18 protein-coding genes and 1 tRNA gene are annotated in these 17,567 nt (G+C 68.7%); 11 read left to right on the top strand and 8 right to left on the bottom strand.

What is annotated here, in order from left to right; all coding sequences use genetic code 11:
- Positions 1-2: 2 nt before the first annotated feature.
- Complete coding sequence (locus tag FHR72_RS15575) at positions 3-1,904, bottom strand: RodZ family helix-turn-helix domain-containing protein (protein WP_183469571.1); 1,902 nt, start codon at positions 1,902-1,904, stop codon at positions 3-5.
- A 79-nt stretch (positions 1,905-1,983) separates the two neighbouring features.
- On the bottom strand, positions 1,984-2,178 hold the full coding sequence (locus FHR72_RS15570) for a hypothetical protein (RefSeq protein ID WP_183469569.1): 195 nt from the start codon (positions 2,176-2,178) through the stop codon (positions 1,984-1,986).
- A gap of 30 nt (positions 2,179-2,208) precedes the next feature.
- Here FHR72_RS15570 and FHR72_RS15565 point away from each other — a divergent pair, with 30 nt between their 5' ends.
- Both FHR72_RS15565 and FHR72_RS15560 read left to right on the top strand, forming a co-directional pair.
- A complete protein-coding gene (locus tag FHR72_RS15565) occupies positions 2,209-2,646 on the top strand; it encodes a hypothetical protein (RefSeq protein ID WP_183469567.1) in 438 nt (145 codons plus the stop codon).
- Positions 2,647-2,685: 39 nt separating this feature from the next.
- The gene (locus FHR72_RS15560; protein WP_183469566.1) at positions 2,686-3,285 is read left to right on the top strand and encodes a GNAT family N-acetyltransferase; all 600 of its coding nucleotides are present in this window, start codon (positions 2,686-2,688) and stop codon (positions 3,283-3,285) included.
- A 76-nt stretch (positions 3,286-3,361) separates the two neighbouring features.
- On the opposite strand, the gene mbtM is transcribed toward FHR72_RS15560, so the two are convergent.
- Genes mbtM through crcB (FHR72_RS15535) form a run of 5 tightly spaced genes read right to left on the bottom strand, consistent with a single transcriptional unit; the run spans position 3,362 to position 7,089 of the window.
- Positions 3,362-4,942, bottom strand: a complete 1,581-nt coding sequence (mbtM, locus tag FHR72_RS15555) for a long-chain-fatty acid--ACP ligase MbtM (protein WP_183469564.1) — start codon at positions 4,940-4,942, stop codon at positions 3,362-3,364.
- A complete protein-coding gene (locus FHR72_RS15550; RefSeq protein WP_311736158.1) occupies positions 4,939-5,220 on the bottom strand; it encodes an acyl carrier protein in 282 nt (93 codons plus the stop codon). The genes mbtM and FHR72_RS15550 overlap by 4 nt, the downstream gene beginning before the upstream one ends.
- Before the next feature lie 35 nt (positions 5,221-5,255).
- The gene (locus tag FHR72_RS15545; protein ID WP_183469560.1) at positions 5,256-6,305 is read right to left on the bottom strand and encodes a putative PII-like signaling protein; all 1,050 of its coding nucleotides are present in this window, start codon (positions 6,303-6,305) and stop codon (positions 5,256-5,258) included.
- On the bottom strand, positions 6,302-6,670 hold the full coding sequence (gene crcB, locus FHR72_RS15540; protein WP_183469558.1) for a fluoride efflux transporter CrcB: 369 nt from the start codon (positions 6,668-6,670) through the stop codon (positions 6,302-6,304). The genes FHR72_RS15545 and crcB (FHR72_RS15540) overlap by 4 nt, the downstream gene beginning before the upstream one ends.
- Complete coding sequence (crcB, locus tag FHR72_RS15535; RefSeq protein ID WP_183469556.1) at positions 6,667-7,089, bottom strand: fluoride efflux transporter CrcB; 423 nt, start codon at positions 7,087-7,089, stop codon at positions 6,667-6,669. Before crcB (FHR72_RS15535) ends, crcB (FHR72_RS15540) begins: the two co-directional genes overlap by 4 nt.
- Before the next feature lie 63 nt (positions 7,090-7,152).
- Between crcB (FHR72_RS15535) and pgm the strand changes: the two genes are divergently transcribed.
- From pgm to FHR72_RS15515, 4 genes are all read left to right on the top strand, one after another.
- A complete protein-coding gene (pgm, locus tag FHR72_RS15530) occupies positions 7,153-8,796 on the top strand; it encodes a phosphoglucomutase (alpha-D-glucose-1,6-bisphosphate-dependent) (protein WP_183469554.1) in 1,644 nt (547 codons plus the stop codon).
- Positions 8,793-10,061: an MFS transporter gene (locus tag FHR72_RS15525; protein ID WP_183469552.1), complete on the top strand. Its 1,269-nt coding sequence runs from the start codon at positions 8,793-8,795 to the stop codon at positions 10,059-10,061. The genes pgm and FHR72_RS15525 overlap by 4 nt, the downstream gene beginning before the upstream one ends.
- A 53-nt stretch (positions 10,062-10,114) precedes the next feature.
- Positions 10,115-10,187, top strand: a tRNA-Ala gene (locus tag FHR72_RS15520).
- Positions 10,188-10,288: 101 nt separating this feature from the next.
- Positions 10,289-10,546 carry a DUF3297 family protein gene (locus FHR72_RS15515; RefSeq protein WP_183469550.1) on the top strand — a complete coding sequence of 86 codons (258 nt, stop codon included), beginning with the start codon at positions 10,289-10,291 and terminating at the stop codon, positions 10,544-10,546.
- A gap of 57 nt (positions 10,547-10,603) precedes the next feature.
- Here the strand turns inward: FHR72_RS15515 and FHR72_RS15510 are convergent, their stop codons facing one another.
- Positions 10,604-11,419 (bottom strand): DUF4344 domain-containing metallopeptidase, encoded by an 816-nt coding sequence (locus tag FHR72_RS15510; protein WP_183469547.1) that lies wholly within the window; start codon positions 11,417-11,419, stop codon positions 10,604-10,606.
- Between the two features lie 686 nt (positions 11,420-12,105).
- Here FHR72_RS15510 and FHR72_RS15505 point away from each other — a divergent pair.
- Genes FHR72_RS15505 through FHR72_RS15485 form a run of 5 tightly spaced genes read left to right on the top strand, consistent with a single transcriptional unit; the run spans position 12,106 to position 17,557 of the window.
- On the top strand, positions 12,106-13,230 hold the full coding sequence (locus FHR72_RS15505; protein WP_183469545.1) for an LLM class flavin-dependent oxidoreductase: 1,125 nt from the start codon (positions 12,106-12,108) through the stop codon (positions 13,228-13,230).
- Positions 13,227-14,378 (top strand): sulfotransferase family protein, encoded by a 1,152-nt coding sequence (locus tag FHR72_RS15500; RefSeq protein ID WP_183469544.1) that lies wholly within the window; start codon positions 13,227-13,229, stop codon positions 14,376-14,378. Before FHR72_RS15505 ends, FHR72_RS15500 begins: the two co-directional genes overlap by 4 nt.
- Complete coding sequence (locus FHR72_RS15495; RefSeq protein WP_183469542.1) at positions 14,378-15,622, top strand: DUF1214 domain-containing protein; 1,245 nt, start codon at positions 14,378-14,380, stop codon at positions 15,620-15,622. Before FHR72_RS15500 ends, FHR72_RS15495 begins: the two co-directional genes overlap by 1 nt.
- Before the next feature lies 1 nt (position 15,623).
- Positions 15,624-16,130 (top strand): VOC family protein, encoded by a 507-nt coding sequence (locus FHR72_RS15490; protein WP_183469540.1) that lies wholly within the window; start codon positions 15,624-15,626, stop codon positions 16,128-16,130.
- Positions 16,127-17,557 (top strand): carboxylesterase/lipase family protein, encoded by a 1,431-nt coding sequence (locus FHR72_RS15485; RefSeq protein WP_183469538.1) that lies wholly within the window; start codon positions 16,127-16,129, stop codon positions 17,555-17,557. The genes FHR72_RS15490 and FHR72_RS15485 overlap by 4 nt, the downstream gene beginning before the upstream one ends.
- Positions 17,558-17,567: the final 10 nt, after the last annotated feature.

Here is a 17,567-nt window from a genome sequence, read left to right as displayed (position 1 = left end):
CGTCACGGTGTGAACCGGCGGCTGAACCCTGCTCTGCGGAGGGCGAGTTGAGCCTCGCGTTCCTCGGCGGTGACGTAGTCCGTGGTCGTCGGCAGTGTGGCTGCCAGGTCGCCGAGGGGGACCACCCGCGCGGTGACCGTGGGCGCGAGCGACGAGGCCAGGTCCAGGTCCTGGAACCGGATCGACACTGTGCCGCGGTTGAGCCCGCCGGTGGACACCCAGTTGTACACACCGGGGTCGGTCGGCGAGATCACCACAGTGACGCTCCCCTCGGGATCGACTTTGGCCTGGGCGTTGTTGAGGCTGGTCTGCTCGTCCCAGTAGTCGTCGGAGATGGTCCACTGGTTGGTGACCGGAACGACGAAGTAGCGCGCGTTGCCCGGCGTGATGGTGACGACGAGTGCCTCGTCGTCGGACAGGGCGAAGTACCCGGCGCTCTGCAGCTGGGTGGCCAGGAACTCGGCGTTGCGGGAGGGCTGGGGCAGCGTGTTCGGCGGTACCCGGTCTCCAGTCTGTGGGTCGGTGGTCGCGACCTTGATGTATGTCGATTCCCTCCCCAGTCCCATCGCCATCACGAGGGCGGTGAACGTCCCGCGCAGGAGTAGCGGCGGCTCTTTGACGGGCGGGATCAGCGACACCAACGCAGTCAGCAGCCGGCTCTTGGTCACCATCGGACCGAGACCGGGGATCGCGAACCCGCCCAGTTGGCTGAACAGGCTGTTGCGGGGTCCTGACACCCGTTCGATCGACAGGCTCATCGGTGACTGAGTGGTCCAGTCCGACAACGTGTTCCGCACGGCGATCAAGGTCGTTTCCGGGGTGAGCTGCAGGTGGTTACCGTGGCCGGGTGTGGCCGCCTCGGCGCTGACGGTGATGGTGAACGAACCGTCCGGTTCCACGATCAGCCGGCGGCCACTCAGGTTGTCGGCGGTGATGCCGGACAGACCCGTCAGCACACTGAAGTTCGTGTCGGCAGGCAGTGCACCCGAGAACTTCCCCGTGATCACATAACTCGAGGACATGTTCACGCCCATGAACCGGTAGACGGTGTCGGGATTGTCGTAGAGGATGCGGGATCCCTTGACGTCGCGGCCGAACCAGGTGTGCGGTGGGGCGACCTGCGTGACCACCGTCGGGGTCATCGGATTGAGCAACTGCTGTTGGAAGGCCGCGCCCAGCGCGTACTCGTCGACCGACCGGCCCAGGTGCCAGAAGTTCTGTCCGTCGACGCCGCCGATCTCGTCGTACTCCCGTTGCGCGGTGGCCAGCCAGCCGATGCCCAGGACGAACTTCATGAGGCGCACCGGCCAGGTCCTGACCGTCGCAGCGGCCAGCTTCTCGGCCTCGGCTTGCTGCTCTGTGGCCAACGGGCTCGCCGAGGTCTGGGCGAGGGCCGTGAATTCGGTCGTCTCCGCGGTCTCGGCGGTGCTCTCGCGTCGGGCGGACCCGGCCAGGGCGGACACCGCCGCCGGAGCGGGCTCGATGGGGTCGTCGGCGGTGTCGTCGCCGGTGTCGTCACGGTCGTCCCCGTCCACATCGGCACCGGGGGACACGACCTCGACCGTCGCGCGCGAGCTGGAACGGCCTGCGGTCGTCTCGTCCTCGGCCGACGGGTCGTCGGTGGGTAGGTCGTTCTCGGCCTGCTCATCGTCGATGTCGACCGGCTCGTCGCTGGCACCCGCGTCGGCGCTGCTGTCTGCGACGTCCTTTGAATTCTGTTGTGCCGGTTTATGTTCCGAGGTCGCCGAGTCGGACGTGGCGGTGTCGTCATCAGCCCCGGCGACCGCGGGGGACTGCGCGATCGCCAGACCGATGCCCAGAGCGACTGCGAGTGCCCCGACCCGGCCGATGACCTGCCCGTGGCGTGCGAACGGACCGTCGATAAAGGCAGACGTGGTCACCATGGCGGGGTCCTTCCGTGCGTCTGATCCGTACGGTAACCCCGGCCGCCGTTCTGGTCGGCGGAACAGCAGGACGGGGCGGTCAGTCCTCGCTGCTGTCCCGGCCGGCGACGAACGCCAGCAGGCGGGGGTCGTCGCTGGTGAATCTCCCGACCTCTTCGCCGCCGTCACACGTCATCAGCACCACCGTCGCCGACGAGGCGGTGCGGCCGACGACGCGCCACAGCGCACCGGAGTCCTCCCAGCGCTGGAGTTCGGAGACGCGGTCGGTGTCCATCGCTCCACGATGTCACCTAAGCTTCGGCGCGTGAACGCCGCTCACGCGGTCGCCACGGCGGCCACATTCGTCTGGCTGGGGATGGTGCTGGCCATTTCGTTCCTGGAGGCACCGCTCAAGTTCCGTGCGCCCGGAGTGACGTTGCCGGTGGGGCTGGGCATCGGCCGGCTGGTGTTCCGCGCACTGAACACCTGCGAGATCGTCCTGGGCGCTGCGGCGACGCTCGCCGCATTCGGCGCCGCAGCTCCGTGGCCGCCGCGGTCGGCGTTACTCGTCGCGGTGGCGGTGCTGATCGGGCAGATGGCCGTGGTGCGGCCGGCGCTGACCCGGCGCTCCGACCGCGTCCTGGCGGGAGAAGACGGGCCGCGCTCACGCGCTCACTACGCCTACGTCGTTCTGGAGGTGGTCAAGGTCGTCGCCTTGCTCGCCGCCGGCGGTCTGTTGCTTGCCGCACCGGGTCTGGCCTAAGCATAGGCTCACCTATCTCCGGTAGGCTCTGGCCTCACCATGACAGACGTGCTGCCGATCCTGCCCAGGGAGCTCACCGACCTCAGCGACGAGGTCCGCGCCGTGCCGCCCCCGCCGATCCCACAGGTGGCTGCGCCGTACCACTTCCGGCTGGTCGATCCCGACACCGACGCGGCGATAATCTCCGAGTGGATGAACCGGCCGCATCTCGCCGAGGCGTGGGAGTACGACAGACCCGTCGAGTGGTGGCACGGGTATCTGCGGGCGCAACTGGCCGGCACCTACTCCCGGCCGCTGATCGGCGAATTCCACGGCGAGCCCAGCGGCTACATCGAGGTGTACCGCGCAGCCAAGGACTCCATCGCGCCACGATATGACGCCCACCCGTACGACCTGGGCCTGCACGCCGCGATCGCCGATCTGAACATGGTCAACCGGGGTTTCGGTCCGCTGCTTCTGCCGCGGCTGGCCGCCAGCCTGTTCGCGATGGAACCCGAGTGCTCACGCATCATGTTCGACCCGGACCACCGCAACACCGGCGCGCGCAGACTGTGCGAATACGCCAGGTGCGACTTCCTGGGCGAGCATCAGATGTCGAACCGGAAGATGGCGCTGTACGCGCTGAACAGACCGGCCTGAGCAGGACCGGCGCCCGCAATCAGGGTGCAGCGCCTCCTCGCCGGCTCGCGGTCCTCCGTCAGACCGGCGGACCCGTTCATACCCGAGCGGATTCCAGGTCGCGTCTGACCTGGAGCCGGCGCAGCTTGCCCGAGCTGGTGCGCGGCAGCGAGCCCGGCGTCAGGAACACCACCTCGGCGGGGACGACGCCGCATTCGGAGGCGACGCGTTGCACGACTTCGCTTCTCGCGCCTGCCTCGTCGGGCCCACGGAACTCGGCCGCGATGACCAGGCCCTGGCGGACCGAATCGTTGTCGGTGCCCACGGCGACAACCGCGCCCTCGCGCACGCCCCGCACCTGCGCCGCCACGCGTTCCACCTCGCTGGGGAAGATGTTGCGGCCGGCGACGGTGATGAGCTCCTTGGCCCGTCCGCACACGACGAGGCCGCCGTCGGTCATGTAGCCGAGATCGCCTGTGGGGAACCAGTCGCCGGGGCTGTGCGGCTGACCACCGAGGTATCCGGACATCATCGACGTGCCGCGGATCTCGATCTCGCCGATCTCGCGGTCACCGGACTGTTCGGCCGCGGGCGACGGGGCGATGCGCAATTCCATCCCGGGGACGGGCTTGCCCAGGACGGCGTGAGTGCGGACGGCGTCGGTGCCGGGATCGACGATCCGATCGACGAGCAGGCCGGTCCCGGGGCCCGGGGCGGTCACGGCGCAGGTCGACTCCGCCAATCCGTACGACGGAGCCGCGGCGCTGCGGTCGAGCCCGAAGCGGGACAGCTCGTCGAGAAAGAGGTCGAAACCGGCGCAGTCGATCGGTTCCCCGCCGTTGATGGCGAACCGCAGGTGTCCCAGATCCACCTGCGGCACGCGGCGGGCGTACTTGCCGATCACCGAATACGCGAAATTCGGTGCCGCAGTAAGGCTTGCGCGGCTCTCCGACAGCCAGGTCAACCACCGGAACGGTGAGGCGGCGAACGCCGCGGTCGGCGCCAGCCACATCTCGGCGCCGCTGACGAGCCCGGTGAGCAGGAACGTCAGCCCCATGTCGTGGTACAGCGGCAGCCACGTCAGCCCGATGTCGACGGCAGGGTCCACGCCGGTGTGGGTCAGCAGAGCGGTGATGTTGGTGCGGACCGCTTCGGCGGACAGCATCGCGGTGCGCGGTGTCCCGGTGGATCCGGCGGTGCCCTGCAGCACCGCGGGAGTGCCGCCGGGCGCGGGCTGCGCGACCAGCGTGCGGGAGCGCTGCGCGTGGCCCACCGCGGCGAGGTCATGAACGTTGATACCGAATACGTTGTCTCGCAGAAGGTTCAGATGATCGCCGTGCGTGCCGATCTGGGTGACGCCGATCCCGCTGAAGCGTTGGGCGGTGGCGTGTGCCCACTGCCGGTCGTCCGCGCCGCGGACGGGACCGGGGAGGATCGACAGCGCTCGCCCGGCGAGCCAGGCGCCCTGGATCGCGGCGACGAACTCCACGGTGGGTTCGCCGACGAGCCCGACGGCGCCGTCGGGTCCTTCGAGGATCCGTTCGGCGACGTTCTCGGCGCGGGTGTGCAGTTCCTGCCACGGGTGCCGGATCCACTGACCGCTGGCGCGGTCGAGGATGACCAGGTCGCGCGTCGAGCTGGTCATCGTCTCGGACAGCGTGGTCGCGAGAACGCTCACCAGGCCGCAGGCGCTTTGGCCAGAATGGCCGCTTCGAGATCGCCGACAGTGTCGCACGCGAGGAGGTCCTCTTCGGCCAGCGCGACGCCCAGTTTGTCCTCGATGGCCACCATGCCGACCGCGAACGCGACCGAGTCCAGTCCGACATCGTCGATCAGCCGTGAGTCGCTCGTCAGGCGGCTGGTGTCGACGTTGAGGTCGTGGCGCAGGATCTCGATGAGGGCTGCGCTGACGCCGTGTGGAGATGGCGCCGGGGATGTGGTCATGGCGGCAGAGATTACCCCGTCAGCTAAAGATAGGCTACCCTCACAGTTTATTTGGACAGCCCCGTCTCGCCACCGGGTCCGAGGTGACCCCGCCGCTGACCGTCGTAGAGCTCCAGCAGACCCGTCAACGGGCTCGACGTGACCAAACCCTCGCCGGAGGTGAGCTCGTCAACGATCGGAAAGACCGCGGCGATTCGCTCGGCGGTGTCCAGCACCACCGTCGTCACGGGGACCTGACGGGCCAGTTGTAGTAAACGATCTCCGTGGGGCTCGCCGGGTGTGCGGAAGCCCCAGATCGCGCGCAAGACCGTCGCGCCACCGGCACGGTCTGACTGCCTGAGCCGCGCGATCAGCGCCCGGTGGATCGGCTGGCCGTGATGGAGCGACGATTCCCACGTGCGCACGGCCATGCGGCGGAATGCCCCGTCGTCCGCCGGGGTCCCGGCGACGTGGCCGCCGCCGTTCCGATGCACCGTGACCGGCTCGAGGGTGAACCACGCCTCCGGCAGCAGCCCCCGCACCTCGTCGGCGGCACGCAGAGCCTGCGCCGCGGTGCCGATGCCGGCCACGAGCACCGGCACGTCCCGGTTGCGGCCGAAGAACCGTGCGCGGCGCCGCTGCCCGGCCGCCGTGCCGTCGACCCCGAGGTACGCCTCGGCGCCGAGGAACCCGTGCCGGTGGAGCGCGTCGCAGACCGCGAGGTAACCGGGGCGCCCCGCCACCCGGTGCCGCCGGCCCACATGCAGGGACAGCTGCACGTCGCCGTCGAGCGTGCCCGGGTCGTCGGGCAGGAGTGACCCACGCTCCAGCGCGAGCACCGCGCGATCGGTGAGTGTCGCCACCTCCGCGGCCAGCTGGGAGATCCGTTCGGCGGTGTCGACGGCGACGACCGCGACCGGAGGATCCTCGGACAGGCTCAGCGACCGGTCGGTGCGCACGACGTTCGTCGGGCCGAAGCCGGCGATGCCGCGCAGCAGCACGGTGTTCGCGATGCGATGCCGCTCGAACAGATCGAGCACCGCGTCGGCGAGGAAGCGGTCGCCGCTGCGCTGGCGCTCGGCGAAGTACACCGTGAGAGTGAGGATGTCGCGGTTCACCACAGGCCTCCCACGGTCTGCCCCAGCAGCGCGGCGCCGAGCCCGAGGACCATGCTGACGCCGATATTGCCCAGTGCAGACCAGATCTGGCGCTCCTCGGCCAGCCGGTGCGTCTCGAGCATCCACGTCGAGAACGTGGTGTAGGACCCGACGAACGCGGTCCCCGCCAGCAACGCCAGATGCGGGGGCAGCGCGAGGCCTGCGAAGAAGCCCAGCAGTAGCGCCCCGCTGATGTTCACGACGAGCGTGCCGTACGGGAACGCCGTACTCAGCCGCCGGGACACCGCCTTGTCGACGGTGAGCCGGGTGACCGCGCCTGCGCCGCCGAGCAGGAGCACGCCCACCCACACCAAGGGGTCGGTCATCGAGCGCCCTGCCGCTGCCGTAGGCGTCGTGTCACCCCGGCCCGCCGGGTCAGGGCGGTCCCGAGGTACACCGCCACCAGGCCGACCGCGATGCTGGCCGACGTGTAGCCGACCGCCAGGCCGTAGTGGCCGTGCTCGACCATCTTGATGGTCTCGACCTGCATGGTGGAGAACGTCGTCAGGCCGCCGCAGAGCCCGGTGCCCAGAAACGGTCGCCGGTACGCGGAGACCGGCAGACGTTCGAGCAGGCGGGTGACGATCGCGCCGAGCAGGAATGCGCCGACGATGTTGACGGTGAAGGTCGGCCAGGGCCAGCGGCCGGGATCCGGTGCGGCGAGTTCCTCGAACCCCGCGCGGGCCAGGGTGCCGAGCGCACCTCCGGCGAACACCGCGGCCAGTTCTCGCCGGTCGAGCGCCATGGGCGACAGTATGCCCACCCCGCGGCGTGCTGTGGGGGAGGTGGAAGGAGCAGAATCGACGGTATGGCGAATCCGCGTGCCGGCGAACTGGCGCAACCCGAAGACCTCATCGACATCGCCTCCGTCGTGACGGCGTACTACACCGTCGAGCCCGACCCCGACGACGTCGATCAGCAGGTGACCTTCGGCACCTCGGGACACCGGGGATCCAGCCTGGACGCGGCGTTCAACGAGGCGCACATCCTGGCCACCACGCAGGCCATCGTCGAGTACCGCTCCGCGCAGGGCACCACCGGTCCGCTGTTCATCGGTCGCGACACGCACGCCCTGTCGGAGCCGGCCTGGGTGTCGGCGCTGGAGGTGCTGGCCGCCAACGACGTTGTCGCGATGATCGATTCGGCGGACCGCTACACCCCGACCCCGGCCGTCAGCCACGCGATCCTGTCCTACAACCGGGGCCGCGAGGGTGGTCTGGCCGACGGGATCGTCGTCACCCCGTCGCACAACCCACCCCGCGACGGCGGCTTCAAATACAACCCGCCCAACGGCGGACCCGCCGACACCGATGCCACCGGCGCCATCGCCAAGCGCGCCAACGAGATCCTGCGGGAGGGGCTCAAAGGCGTGCACCGGGTTCCCCCGGCGCGCGCGCTGCGGACAGCCCAGCGGCACGACTACATGGACGCCTACGTCTCGGATCTGCCCAACGTCGTCGATCTGCACGCGATCAGCGCCGAAGGGATCCGCATCGGGGCCGACCCACTGGGCGGCGCGAGCGTCGACTACTGGGGTGCCATCGCCGAACGGCACAACCTGCAGCTGACGGTCGTCAACCCGCTCGTCGACGCGACGTGGCGATTCATGACGCTCGATACCGACGGCAAGATCCGGATGGACTGCAGCTCTCCGAACGCGATGGCCGGCCTGCTCCGGGCGATGAAGGCCGACCCCGACGCCTATCAGATCGCGACGGGCAACGACGCGGACTCCGATCGGCACGGCATCGTCACGCCCGACGGCGGCCTGTTGAACCCGAACCACTACCTCGCGGTGGCGATCGACTACCTGTTCGCGCACCGGCCGCAGTGGGCCGGCGACACCGCGGTCGGCAAGACCGCGGTCAGCTCCTCGATCATCGACCGCGTGGTGGGCGGACTCGGCCGCACGCTGGTCGAGGTTCCCGTGGGCTTCAAGTGGTTCGTCGACGGGCTGATCGGCGGGACGATCGGGTTCGGCGGCGAGGAGAGCGCGGGGGCGTCGTTCCTGCGGCGTGACGGCTCGGTGTGGACGACCGACAAGGACGGCATCATCCTGGCGCTGCTGGCCTCGGAGATCCTCGCCGTCACAGGATCCACGCCGTCGCAGCGGTATGCGGAACTGGCCGACAGGTACGGCGCGCCCACCTATGCCCGCATCGATGCGCCGGCCGACCGCGAGCAGAAGGCGCGGCTGGCGAAGCTCTCGGCCGAGCAGGTGACCGCGACCGAACTGGCCGGCGAGAAGATCACCGCGAAGCTGACGTCGGCGCCCGGCAACGGTGCCCCCCTGGGAGGTCTGAAGGTGACGACGGAGAACGCCTGGTTCGCCGCGCGCCCGTCCGGCACCGAGGACGTCTACAAGATCTATGCCGAAAGCTTCCGCGGCGCAGACCATCTCGCCGAGGTGCAGGAAGCCGCGCGCGACGTGGTCAATAAGGTCATTGCGTGACGTCCGCCGCAGAGGGCGACTGTCAGGACAAGGTCAAGCAGCGGCTCCCGCGCGAGGTCTGGGTCCTGGTCGTCGCCAACGTCGTCGTGGCGCTGGGGTACGGCGTGGTCGCCCCGGTGCTGCCGCAGTACGCCCGCCACTTCGGGGTCAGCATCGCGGCCGCGACCTTCGTGATCACCGCGTTCGCCGTGATGCGACTGGTCGGGGCGCCGCCGGCGGGTTTCCTCGTGCAGCGGCTGGGGGAGCGGCGCGTCTACATCAGCGGCCTGATCATCGTCGCGCTGTCCACGGCGGCGTGCGCGTTCGCCGAAACCTATTGGCAGCTCCTGCTGTTCCGCTCGCTCGGCGGTGTCGGGTCGGCGATGTTCACGGTGTCGTCGCTCGGACTGATGATCCGCATCTCACCGGCCGACGCCCGCGGGCGCGTCGCGGGCCTGTTCTCGTCGGGCTTCATGATCGGTTCGGTCGGCGGGCCGATCCTGGGCAGCCTCACCGCAGGCTTCGGGCTGTCGGCGCCGTTCCTGATCTACGGGGCCGCGCTGCTCGTCGCGGCGACCGTCGTGTTCGTCAGTCTGCGCAACTCCACGGTCGTCGGCCGGGGGGACGAGACGACGGAGCCTCCGGTCGCGTTCCGGACGGTGTTCCGGCACCGGGCCTACCGCGCGGCACTGTTCTCGAACTTCGCGACGGGGTGGGCGTCGTTCGGCCTGCGGATCGCGCTGGTGCCGCTGTTCGTCGTCGAGGTGCTGGGCCGCGGACCTGGCGCCGCGGGTCTGGCGCTGACCGCGTTCGCCGTCGGCAACATCTCGGTGGTCATCCCGAGCGGCTACCTGTCGGACCGGCTGGGCCGGCGCAAGCTGCTGATCTTCGGGCTGACGCTGGCCGCGGTGTCGACGTCGCTGGTGGGCTTCACCACGTCGCTGCCGGTGTTCCTGGTGGCCGCCTACGTCGCGGGTGCGGCGACCGGGATCTTCGTGTCTCCGCAGCAGGCTGCGGTCGCCGACGTGGTGGGCAACAAGTCGCGTGGCGGGACGGCCGTGGCGACGTTCCAGATGATGGCGGACTTCGGTTCCATCGGCGGTTCGCTGCTCGTCGGGCTGATCGCGCAGTACACCTCGTACGGGTGGGCCTTCCTCGTCAGCGGCGTCATCCTCGGCATCGCGGCAATCGGATGGGTGTTCGCTCCCGAAACGCGCCCGCGGCCGTCCGACAAGCACACCGAGGCGCGGCCGCTGGGCCCCGAAGCCGGTGGCGAAGTGCCGTGACCAGCGATTTTGAGCCGGTACCCGTCGTGGTGTAGCTTCGATGAGCACAACAAGGGGCTATGGCGCAGTTGGTAGCGCACCACACTGGCAGTGTGGGGGTCAGGGGTTCGAATCCCCTTAGCTCCACCCACGGAACGAGCAGTTCAGCGAGTCGGCTGCGCGGTCAGGGTCGGGTAGGTTCACTGCGATTCCACCCGAGACCGACGCACCATCTACCGAAGGCCATCATGTCCGACGATTCGATCACCGACGTTCCACCCAATCACCTCTCGATTGATCCGAACAGCCCGTTCTATAGCGAAGAGGCGCTCCTGCGCGACGTCGGTATTCGCTTCAACGGCGCAGAGAAGACCAATGTCCACGAATACGACGTGGAAGAGGGTTGGGTGCGCGTGGAAGTGCCCACCGCCAAGGATCGTCGCGGGAACCCCATGGTCGTGAAGCTCAGCGGCACGGTCGAACCGTACTTCCGCCAGCCCAAGTAGCCTCTGCGTGCCGGAGGGCGATCCAGCATTGTGCTGACGTCGCCACCACCCTTCGCGTTACTTGAGGTGCGGCGCCAGCAATGCGGACCACGCTTGTGCGAGCTTGTTGTATTCGGCTTCGCAACCCTGCGCCCGGCGCGGAGGAAGAAGCCCGTCGTCCACGACGTCGGCGTTGGCGGTGGGGTCCGACCCGTAGATCCAGCACTGAAAGTTGTACATGCGGGCCTGATCGAGCGGGTGTTCATCGGCGAACACGTCCTCGCCGACCTCGCCGCGCTCCTCCGCGTACGCGCGGAACATCCGGGCGTAATCCTTGGCGGCCTGCACCTCCTCGACGTCGACCTCGCCGTTCTCGTCCGGTTCGAGCAGCATGTAGGCCGCCAGCTGGTCGGCCACGTCTTCTTCCCGGCCGGTCGTCGGAAGGTCGTAGATGTCGATCGTGGCGTGGCCGAGTTCGTGGTAGAAGGTCGCGATCTCGGCGTTGACGGCAGACTTGTCGGGGTCGGGGTCTTCGTTGGCGGTGAAGATGCGCAGGCTGTGCTCGGCGTCCTCGTAGCAGATCGTCATCGTCTTGCCCGACGGGTCCCAGAAGGCGTTGTCCACGTCGCACTGCGCGCCCAACAGCGGGATGTCGAAAGGGAAGTCGAGCAGCTCGTTGGCGCTCGCTGCGAGATCCTCCAGCAGGTTCGCGTTCTGCATCAGCGTCTGCCCGGCTATCGCTTCCGGCGACGTGGCGTCCTCGTAGGTGGCCACCATGGTCCCCGACTCCGCCGCTGCGGATGACGCCGTCGCGCCCCCGGCGGGGCCATCAGCCCCGCACCCCGCGGCGAACACAGCGGTCGCGAGCGCGGCGGCGGCACGTGAGCGTCGCAACCAGACCTCCTTGTTCACCGCGCGTGTGATCTACGCGTCGCGCACGGACTCGATCACCGCGCCGCTGACAGCAGGGCCGGCCACCGCAGCGTTCGCCACGTCGCAGGCAGCCAACTATAGGTCCCACGCGCCGGCCCAGGGTCTGAATGGGCCTAGGTCGCTCATACTGGTTGCGGGACAACGCTATTGAATGATTGTCAGTCACTGTGCCAGCGCCCGGTGGACACCTGTGCTCCTGGGACGGCAGCGCTGACGAACGTCGTCAGCTCGATCGGAAACCCTTCGTCGTGTGCTATATAACGACACATCTGTCTGAACGACAGGACGTCGAGGTGGGGGTCAACATGAAAAACGAACGGGTCCGCATATCCGCAACCGGTGTCCGGCGGCCTCGACCCGCACGTCGTCTTCCGGCGCTCGCGGTGGCGATCGGGATCGTCTCCCTGGGCACGCTGGTCGCAGGATGCGGCGGTGGTGACGATCCCTCCAGCACGTCGACGACAACGACGACGACCACGACTGCGCCGGGCACCACGGCCCCCGCGACGCCGCCGAAGTCCAAGAAAGACAGCCTCCCGTAGCGATCACTGCCGCGGCGCGCTGCTCGGCAGCGCCGGCCCACCCGTGCTGAGCGAATGCTCAGCATTCCGCTGACGTAGCCGCCATCCTGGGGTAGCTTCCGCTGCATGCCCTTAGAGCTGGCTTCGTTCTTTCGGACGACCCTGCCGCTCGACCTCACCGGGCTCGCCGCCCTCGATGACGGCCGCTACCACTCGCTGTGGATGCCCGACCACCTTGTCAGCTTCTGGCCGGATTCGATCTGGACGCCGGAGTTCACCGACCTCGCCGAGATTTCACCGTCGCCGCACCGCTACCTGGATTCGATGACCGTCGCCGGCGCCGTCGCCGCGCGCACCACCCGCGTGCGCCTCGCGACCAGCGTCCTCGACACCGTCCGCCGCCACCCGGTGATGCTGGCCCAATCGGCGCTCACGCTGAGCCATCTCTCGGACGGCCGGTTCATCCTGGGACTCGGTGCCGGCGAGCGGGAGAACCTGGCGCCGTACGGTTTCGACCACACGCGCACCGTGGGCCGGTTCGCCGAAGCGGTCCGCCTGATCCGGCTGCTCTGGGACACCGAGGGGCCCATCGACGTTGCCGGACAGTACTTCACGCTCGAGCACGCGCGACTGGACGCCGAACTGCACCACAGTGGCCCGCCGCCGATCTGGATCGGCGCCAACGGCCCCCGCATGCTGCGACTGGTCGGGGAACTGGGCGACGGCTGGTGGCCGACGGGCAGCGCGGGGCCCGAGACGTACGCGATCCAGCTGGCGCAGATCAGGCAGGCAGCCGAACAGGCCGGGCGCGACCCGCAGGCGATCACACCCGCGAAGATGGTGGTCTGCCTTCTGGGCGAGCCCGACGAACTGACCGAGATCCTGCAACGGCCCCTGGTGAAGTCGCTGGTTCTACAACTCACGGCCGACGCCCTCGAAGCCGCCGGCCACCGCCATCCGATGGGGCAGCGCTGGCGGGGAATCCAGGACATCGACCCGCGCGTGCTGACCCGCGACAGGCTGCTCCGGCTCTTCGAAGACGTCGACCCGGCGGCGATCCTGTCCGTCGTTACGCACGGCACGCCGAAGCAGGTCGCCGAGCAGATCGCCGATTTCGGCGACGCGGGCGCCCGGGTCGTGTCGGTCCTCGACTACAGCGGCATGGCCGGCCAGGCCTACGCCGCCGCCTCGGCGCGCAAGGTCCGCGAGGTCGAGGACGCACTGCTGCAGCTCACAGGAAGCACACGATGACCCTATTGGGCACCGACGTCCTCCTCGCCGCCGCGCAGGAGTCGACGGGGCTCACCGACTTCGGCGATGACACCCTGCCCGCACGCGTGGCACTGGTCGTCGACCGCCTCAACGACGCCGGCCTCGACGACGCAGGTTCGCAGGCAGCCGCGTACACGATCGATGAGCTGCTGACCAGCCGCCTGCACTTCGTCGCCGACCATGCTCGCTTATCGCTTGCAGGAGAACCGATCACGGCTCCGCTGTTCGCCACCGGCGAGCCGAGGTCGGGTACGACGCTGCTGCACGCGCTGCTTGCCGAGGACGAGGATTCGCGAGCTCTGCGGTTCTGGGAGGTGATGTACCCGTCGCCGCCACCCGGTCCGGCGGCCGACGACGACCCTCGCCGGGCACAGGCCGATGCCGACTGGCGCGCGATCCTCGACCGCATCCCGCCATGGATCGTCAGCCATCCCTACAACGATCTACTCGGTGACGGCCTGCCCGAGTGTGAACGCACGTGGGCGTTCGACTTCCGTGCGACGAACCCTAGCGCCTGGTGGCGAGTTCCCATGACGATCAACAACTTTCCTCAGGACCACCACGCGCAGTACGCCCTGCACCGGATGATGCTGCAGCACATCCAGTACACGCGGCCACCGAAGCGGTGGTTGCTCAAGGGTTTCCACGGCCGACGGCTTCGGGCTCTCTTCGACACCTATCCCGATGCCCGCATCGTGTGGGTGCACCGCGACCCCGTGCAGGTGCTCGCCTCCCAGATCGTGGCCTTCGGGCAGATCAACGAGAGCCTGGCCGGGACGTTGGACTGGACGCAGTACGCCAAGGCCACGATCGAGGGGTCGCGGGCCAACTTCCATGCCTACCTCACCGACCCACTGGTGGACGACCCACGCATCCACCATGTGCGTTACCGCGACTTCGTCGCGGACCCGGTCGCCACGATCGCCGGCTTCTACGACTTCGCCGGAGCGTCGTTCTCGGCCGCCGCGGAGAAGGCGATGCGCGACTATCTCGTCACCAACCGCAGCGACCGGTACGGCAAGTTCACCTACTCCACCGATGTCCTGCCGGTTCCCGTGCAGCAGCTACACGACGAATTCGCCCCCTATCGGGAGCGTTTCGGCATCGACATCGAGACGAGGCGCTGATGGCCTTCGGCGACACCGACGACGACGTGGAGTTGCAGGCAGCGTGGCATGAATTCTGCGACCGGCTCAAGGCGGCCGGGGATCTCGCGTTCAAGGACACCTCGCCGGCGAACGGGCTGCAGCGCGCCGACGCGTTCCGCTACCTGACGCAGAATCTCGGGCAGGCTTACGACCTGGCTCTGGAGACGAAGGACACCCGTTATCCGGTGATCCACCCGTTCTGCGGCCCCACCCGCAAGCTCGGCGGCGACAACGCCGACTTCGTCTATCTGCAGGCGTGGATCGACGGCGCGTCGACGTATCGGATCGCCGGCGACCGGGGCACGGCGCGCTTCCTGAACTTCACCGTCCAGGGGCCGCGTCCCGAGAAAGACGTGTACTACGGCGCCAATCACCCGAATCTGCACGAGCCCTTCGGCGACACTCCGGAGGCGAACATCACCGGCGACGAGCTGAAGACCGAGCCCGACGGCAGCTTCGTCCTCTACATCGGCGGTGAACGGCGAGAACCGAATTGGCTTCCCACCACGCCGGGTTCCCGAAAACTGTTCATGCGGCAGGGGTTCGACTCCTGGGCGGAGCGTTCGGCGCAGTTCAGCATCGAGCGCATCGACATGGACGAGCCGCGGCCGGTCCCGACACCGCAGGATTTGATCGCATCGATGCAGTGGGCCGGCGACTTCCTCACCGGAGCGATGACGGACTGGCCCGATCGCGAGCTGCAGATCGGTTCACTGTTCGGCGAGCCCGAGCCGAACGTGTTCCCCGGTGCGCGGTTCGCAGGCACAGCCGAACAGCGCGACGCGCGCCGAGGCCGGCTGATCGTCACGATGCCCTGGCGGCTCGGACCCGACGACGCGTTGGTCTTCGAATTCGCCGACGACGGGGAGTTCTGGATGCTGACCAACATGGGCGCATTCTGGAACAGCATGGATTACCTGTACCGGCCCGTGAGCTACACGCCGAGCAGGTCGGCCATTGACGGTGACGGCCGTGTGCGAATGGTGATGTCACACAACGATCCCGGCGTGCACAACTGGATCGACACCCAACGTTTCGGCGAGGGCTACCTGACGATGCGCGTCATCGGAAGCCGGCAGCTTCCCGAGGTCACCACCACGGTCGTCCCGGCTGCCCAGCTGCACACCGCCCTGCCGGAGGACACCCGGCGCGTCACGCCCGAAGAACGCGCCGCGCAACTGCACGCACGCTTCGACGCCATCCGCCGCAGGTACAGGATCTGACATGGACCCGAGACTCGAGACGCTCGCCGCGTCGGCGTTCGACAACGTCTACCACGTGGGCCACCTTGTGCCAGACCTGTTGCCTGCCATGCACAGTCTGAGTGCCGCGTTGCAGATCGAATGGGCCCCGCCGTTCGAGATGCGCAGCGGCTTCACCCGTCCGGACGGGTCGTCCGACGACCAGACCGTGCGCATCGCATTCTCCACGTCCGGCCCGCCGTACCTCGAGCTGATCGAGGTCGTCGCCGTCGCGGATTCGATCTTCGCCGAACCGCAGCTCGGCGGCATGCACCACGTCGGCTACTTCGCACAGCGCTGGCGCGACGACGCCGCGCGACTGCAGGACGACGGATGGGACCTGGAGCGCACGGGTTCCGGCGTGGCTTTCCTGCGCGACCCCCGCAGCGGACTTCGCGTCGAAGTGGTGAGCTTCAAAGGCCGCGACTTCTTGACCCGGGTGCTCAGCGGCGAGATGGCTCAGGCTTATCCACTGACCGAGCGCCCGTGACCGCGGTCGCCCACACGTCGTACGGAGCGCTACGCGGCGAAGTCCTCGACGGCGTCGTCGTCTTTCGCGGTGTGCCGTATGCTGCGCCGCCGACGGGCGAGCGTCGATGGCGACCGCCGCAACCCGTGTCGGGCTGGGACGGCGTGCGTGACGCGACCGCGTTCGGGCCCATTGCGCCGCAGGACATCTCGCCACAGCGGCTGGCCAAGCGCGGTCTCACGATGAGCGAGGACTGTCTCACGCTCAACATCTGGACGCCCGCGGCCGACGACCAGCGCCGGCCCGTGTTGGTCTTCCTGCACGGCGGCGGACAGGCGCAGGGCCATGGATCCGCTCCGCTGCTCGACGGCGCGCGACTCGCCCGGCGCGGCGACATCGTCGTGGTGACCCTGAACTTCCGGCTCGGCGTGCTGGGTTCGCTGTACGCGCCCGACTGGCACGGCCCGGACTCCACCAACCTTGCCGTGCGCGACCAGAGGCACGCACTGCAGTGGGTGCGGGAGCAGATCGCGGCGTTCGGAGGCGATTCGGGCGCGGTCACGGTGGCAGGCCAGTCCTCCGGCGCGGTCGCGATAGCGGTTCTGCTCGCGGGAGGGTGCGACCTGTTCGACCGTGCGATCCTGCAGAGTGGCGGCTTGGAGCGTATTCGCTCGGCTGAGGCCGCCGCCGGCGTCGCCGAGCAGCTCGCCGCGCTCCAGCGGTCCGAAGAACCGGGCGTCATGGACATCCTTGCTGCGCAACGCACCATCGACACCGGGTTCGTGCCGCCGCAGGGTCCCTTTCATCCCTGCATCGACGGCGACGTCATCTCCGAGCATCCGCTGGTGGCCGCGAGGACGTCGGACATGCCGACGATCCCGATCCTCGCCGGCACGACTCGCGACGAATGGCGGATCTTCGACGCGGCGCTGGACGAGGAGGTCTTCACCGAGCAATACGTGCGCGACAGGGCACGTGCGCTGGCCGGGGACGCGCACGACCCCGACGTCGTGGTGGCGAACTACCGTTCCGGCCACGACACGTTGCGCGAGGCCGCCGGCGCGATGGTCACCGACTACCACTTCACCGCACCGACCGAGCAGTTCGTCCGCGCCCACGCCGAGCGCGGCAACGCGGTGTTCCGCTACGAACTGCAATGGCCCTCGCCGCGAGCCGGATTGGGGGCATGCCACGATTCGTGCCTGCCCCTACTCTTCGGCAACCTGGCCGCCGCGCCCGTGCTCGCCGGTGACGATGACGCGGCACGCCGCATGTCCGACGCCGTACAGGAGTTGTGGCTCGAGTTCATTCGCGGGGGAGAGCCGTGGGAACGTTACGTCGGCGCCGCGGGATCCACCCTGCTGCTCGGCCCCGAGACCGGGATCGCCCGCGATCATCGCAGCGAGCAGCTCGCCGTGTGGGAGGGGCGCTATCCCGCCTACGGCTGACCTCAACTGC

The organism is Mycolicibacterium iranicum (genome assembly GCF_014190915.1).
Taxonomy (GTDB): Bacteria; Actinomycetota; Actinomycetes; order Mycobacteriales; family Mycobacteriaceae; genus Mycobacterium; species Mycobacterium iranicum_B.
Note: the sequence above shows the minus strand (reverse complement) of the source record. Positions and strands in the feature narration are given on the sequence as shown.

Bases quoted from the DNA above. Each gene is read 5' to 3' on its own strand.
- FHR72_RS15500 (WP_183469544.1), top strand. From the start codon at position 13,227: ATGACCCTATTGGGCACCGACGTCCTCCTCGCCGCCGCGCAGGAGTCG.
- FHR72_RS15515 (WP_183469550.1), top strand. From the start codon at position 10,289: ATGTCCGACGATTCGATCACCGACGTTCCACCCAATCACCTCTCGATT.
- crcB (WP_183469558.1), bottom strand. From the start codon at position 6,670: ATGACCGACCCCTTGGTGTGGGTGGGCGTGCTCCTGCTCGGCGGCGCA.
- FHR72_RS15570 (WP_183469569.1), bottom strand. From the start codon at position 2,178: ATGGACACCGACCGCGTCTCCGAACTCCAGCGCTGGGAGGACTCCGGT.
- crcB (WP_183469556.1), bottom strand. From the start codon at position 7,089: ATGGCGCTCGACCGGCGAGAACTGGCCGCGGTGTTCGCCGGAGGTGCG.
- pgm (WP_183469554.1), top strand. From the start codon at position 7,153: ATGGCGAATCCGCGTGCCGGCGAACTGGCGCAACCCGAAGACCTCATC.
- FHR72_RS15560 (WP_183469566.1), top strand. From the start codon at position 2,686: ATGACAGACGTGCTGCCGATCCTGCCCAGGGAGCTCACCGACCTCAGC.
- FHR72_RS15490 (WP_183469540.1), top strand. From the start codon at position 15,624: ATGGACCCGAGACTCGAGACGCTCGCCGCGTCGGCGTTCGACAACGTC.
- FHR72_RS15495 (WP_183469542.1), top strand. From the start codon at position 14,378: ATGGCCTTCGGCGACACCGACGACGACGTGGAGTTGCAGGCAGCGTGG.
- FHR72_RS15575 (WP_183469571.1), bottom strand. From the start codon at position 1,904: ATGGTGACCACGTCTGCCTTTATCGACGGTCCGTTCGCACGCCACGGG.
- FHR72_RS15505 (WP_183469545.1), top strand. From the start codon at position 12,106: ATGCCCTTAGAGCTGGCTTCGTTCTTTCGGACGACCCTGCCGCTCGAC.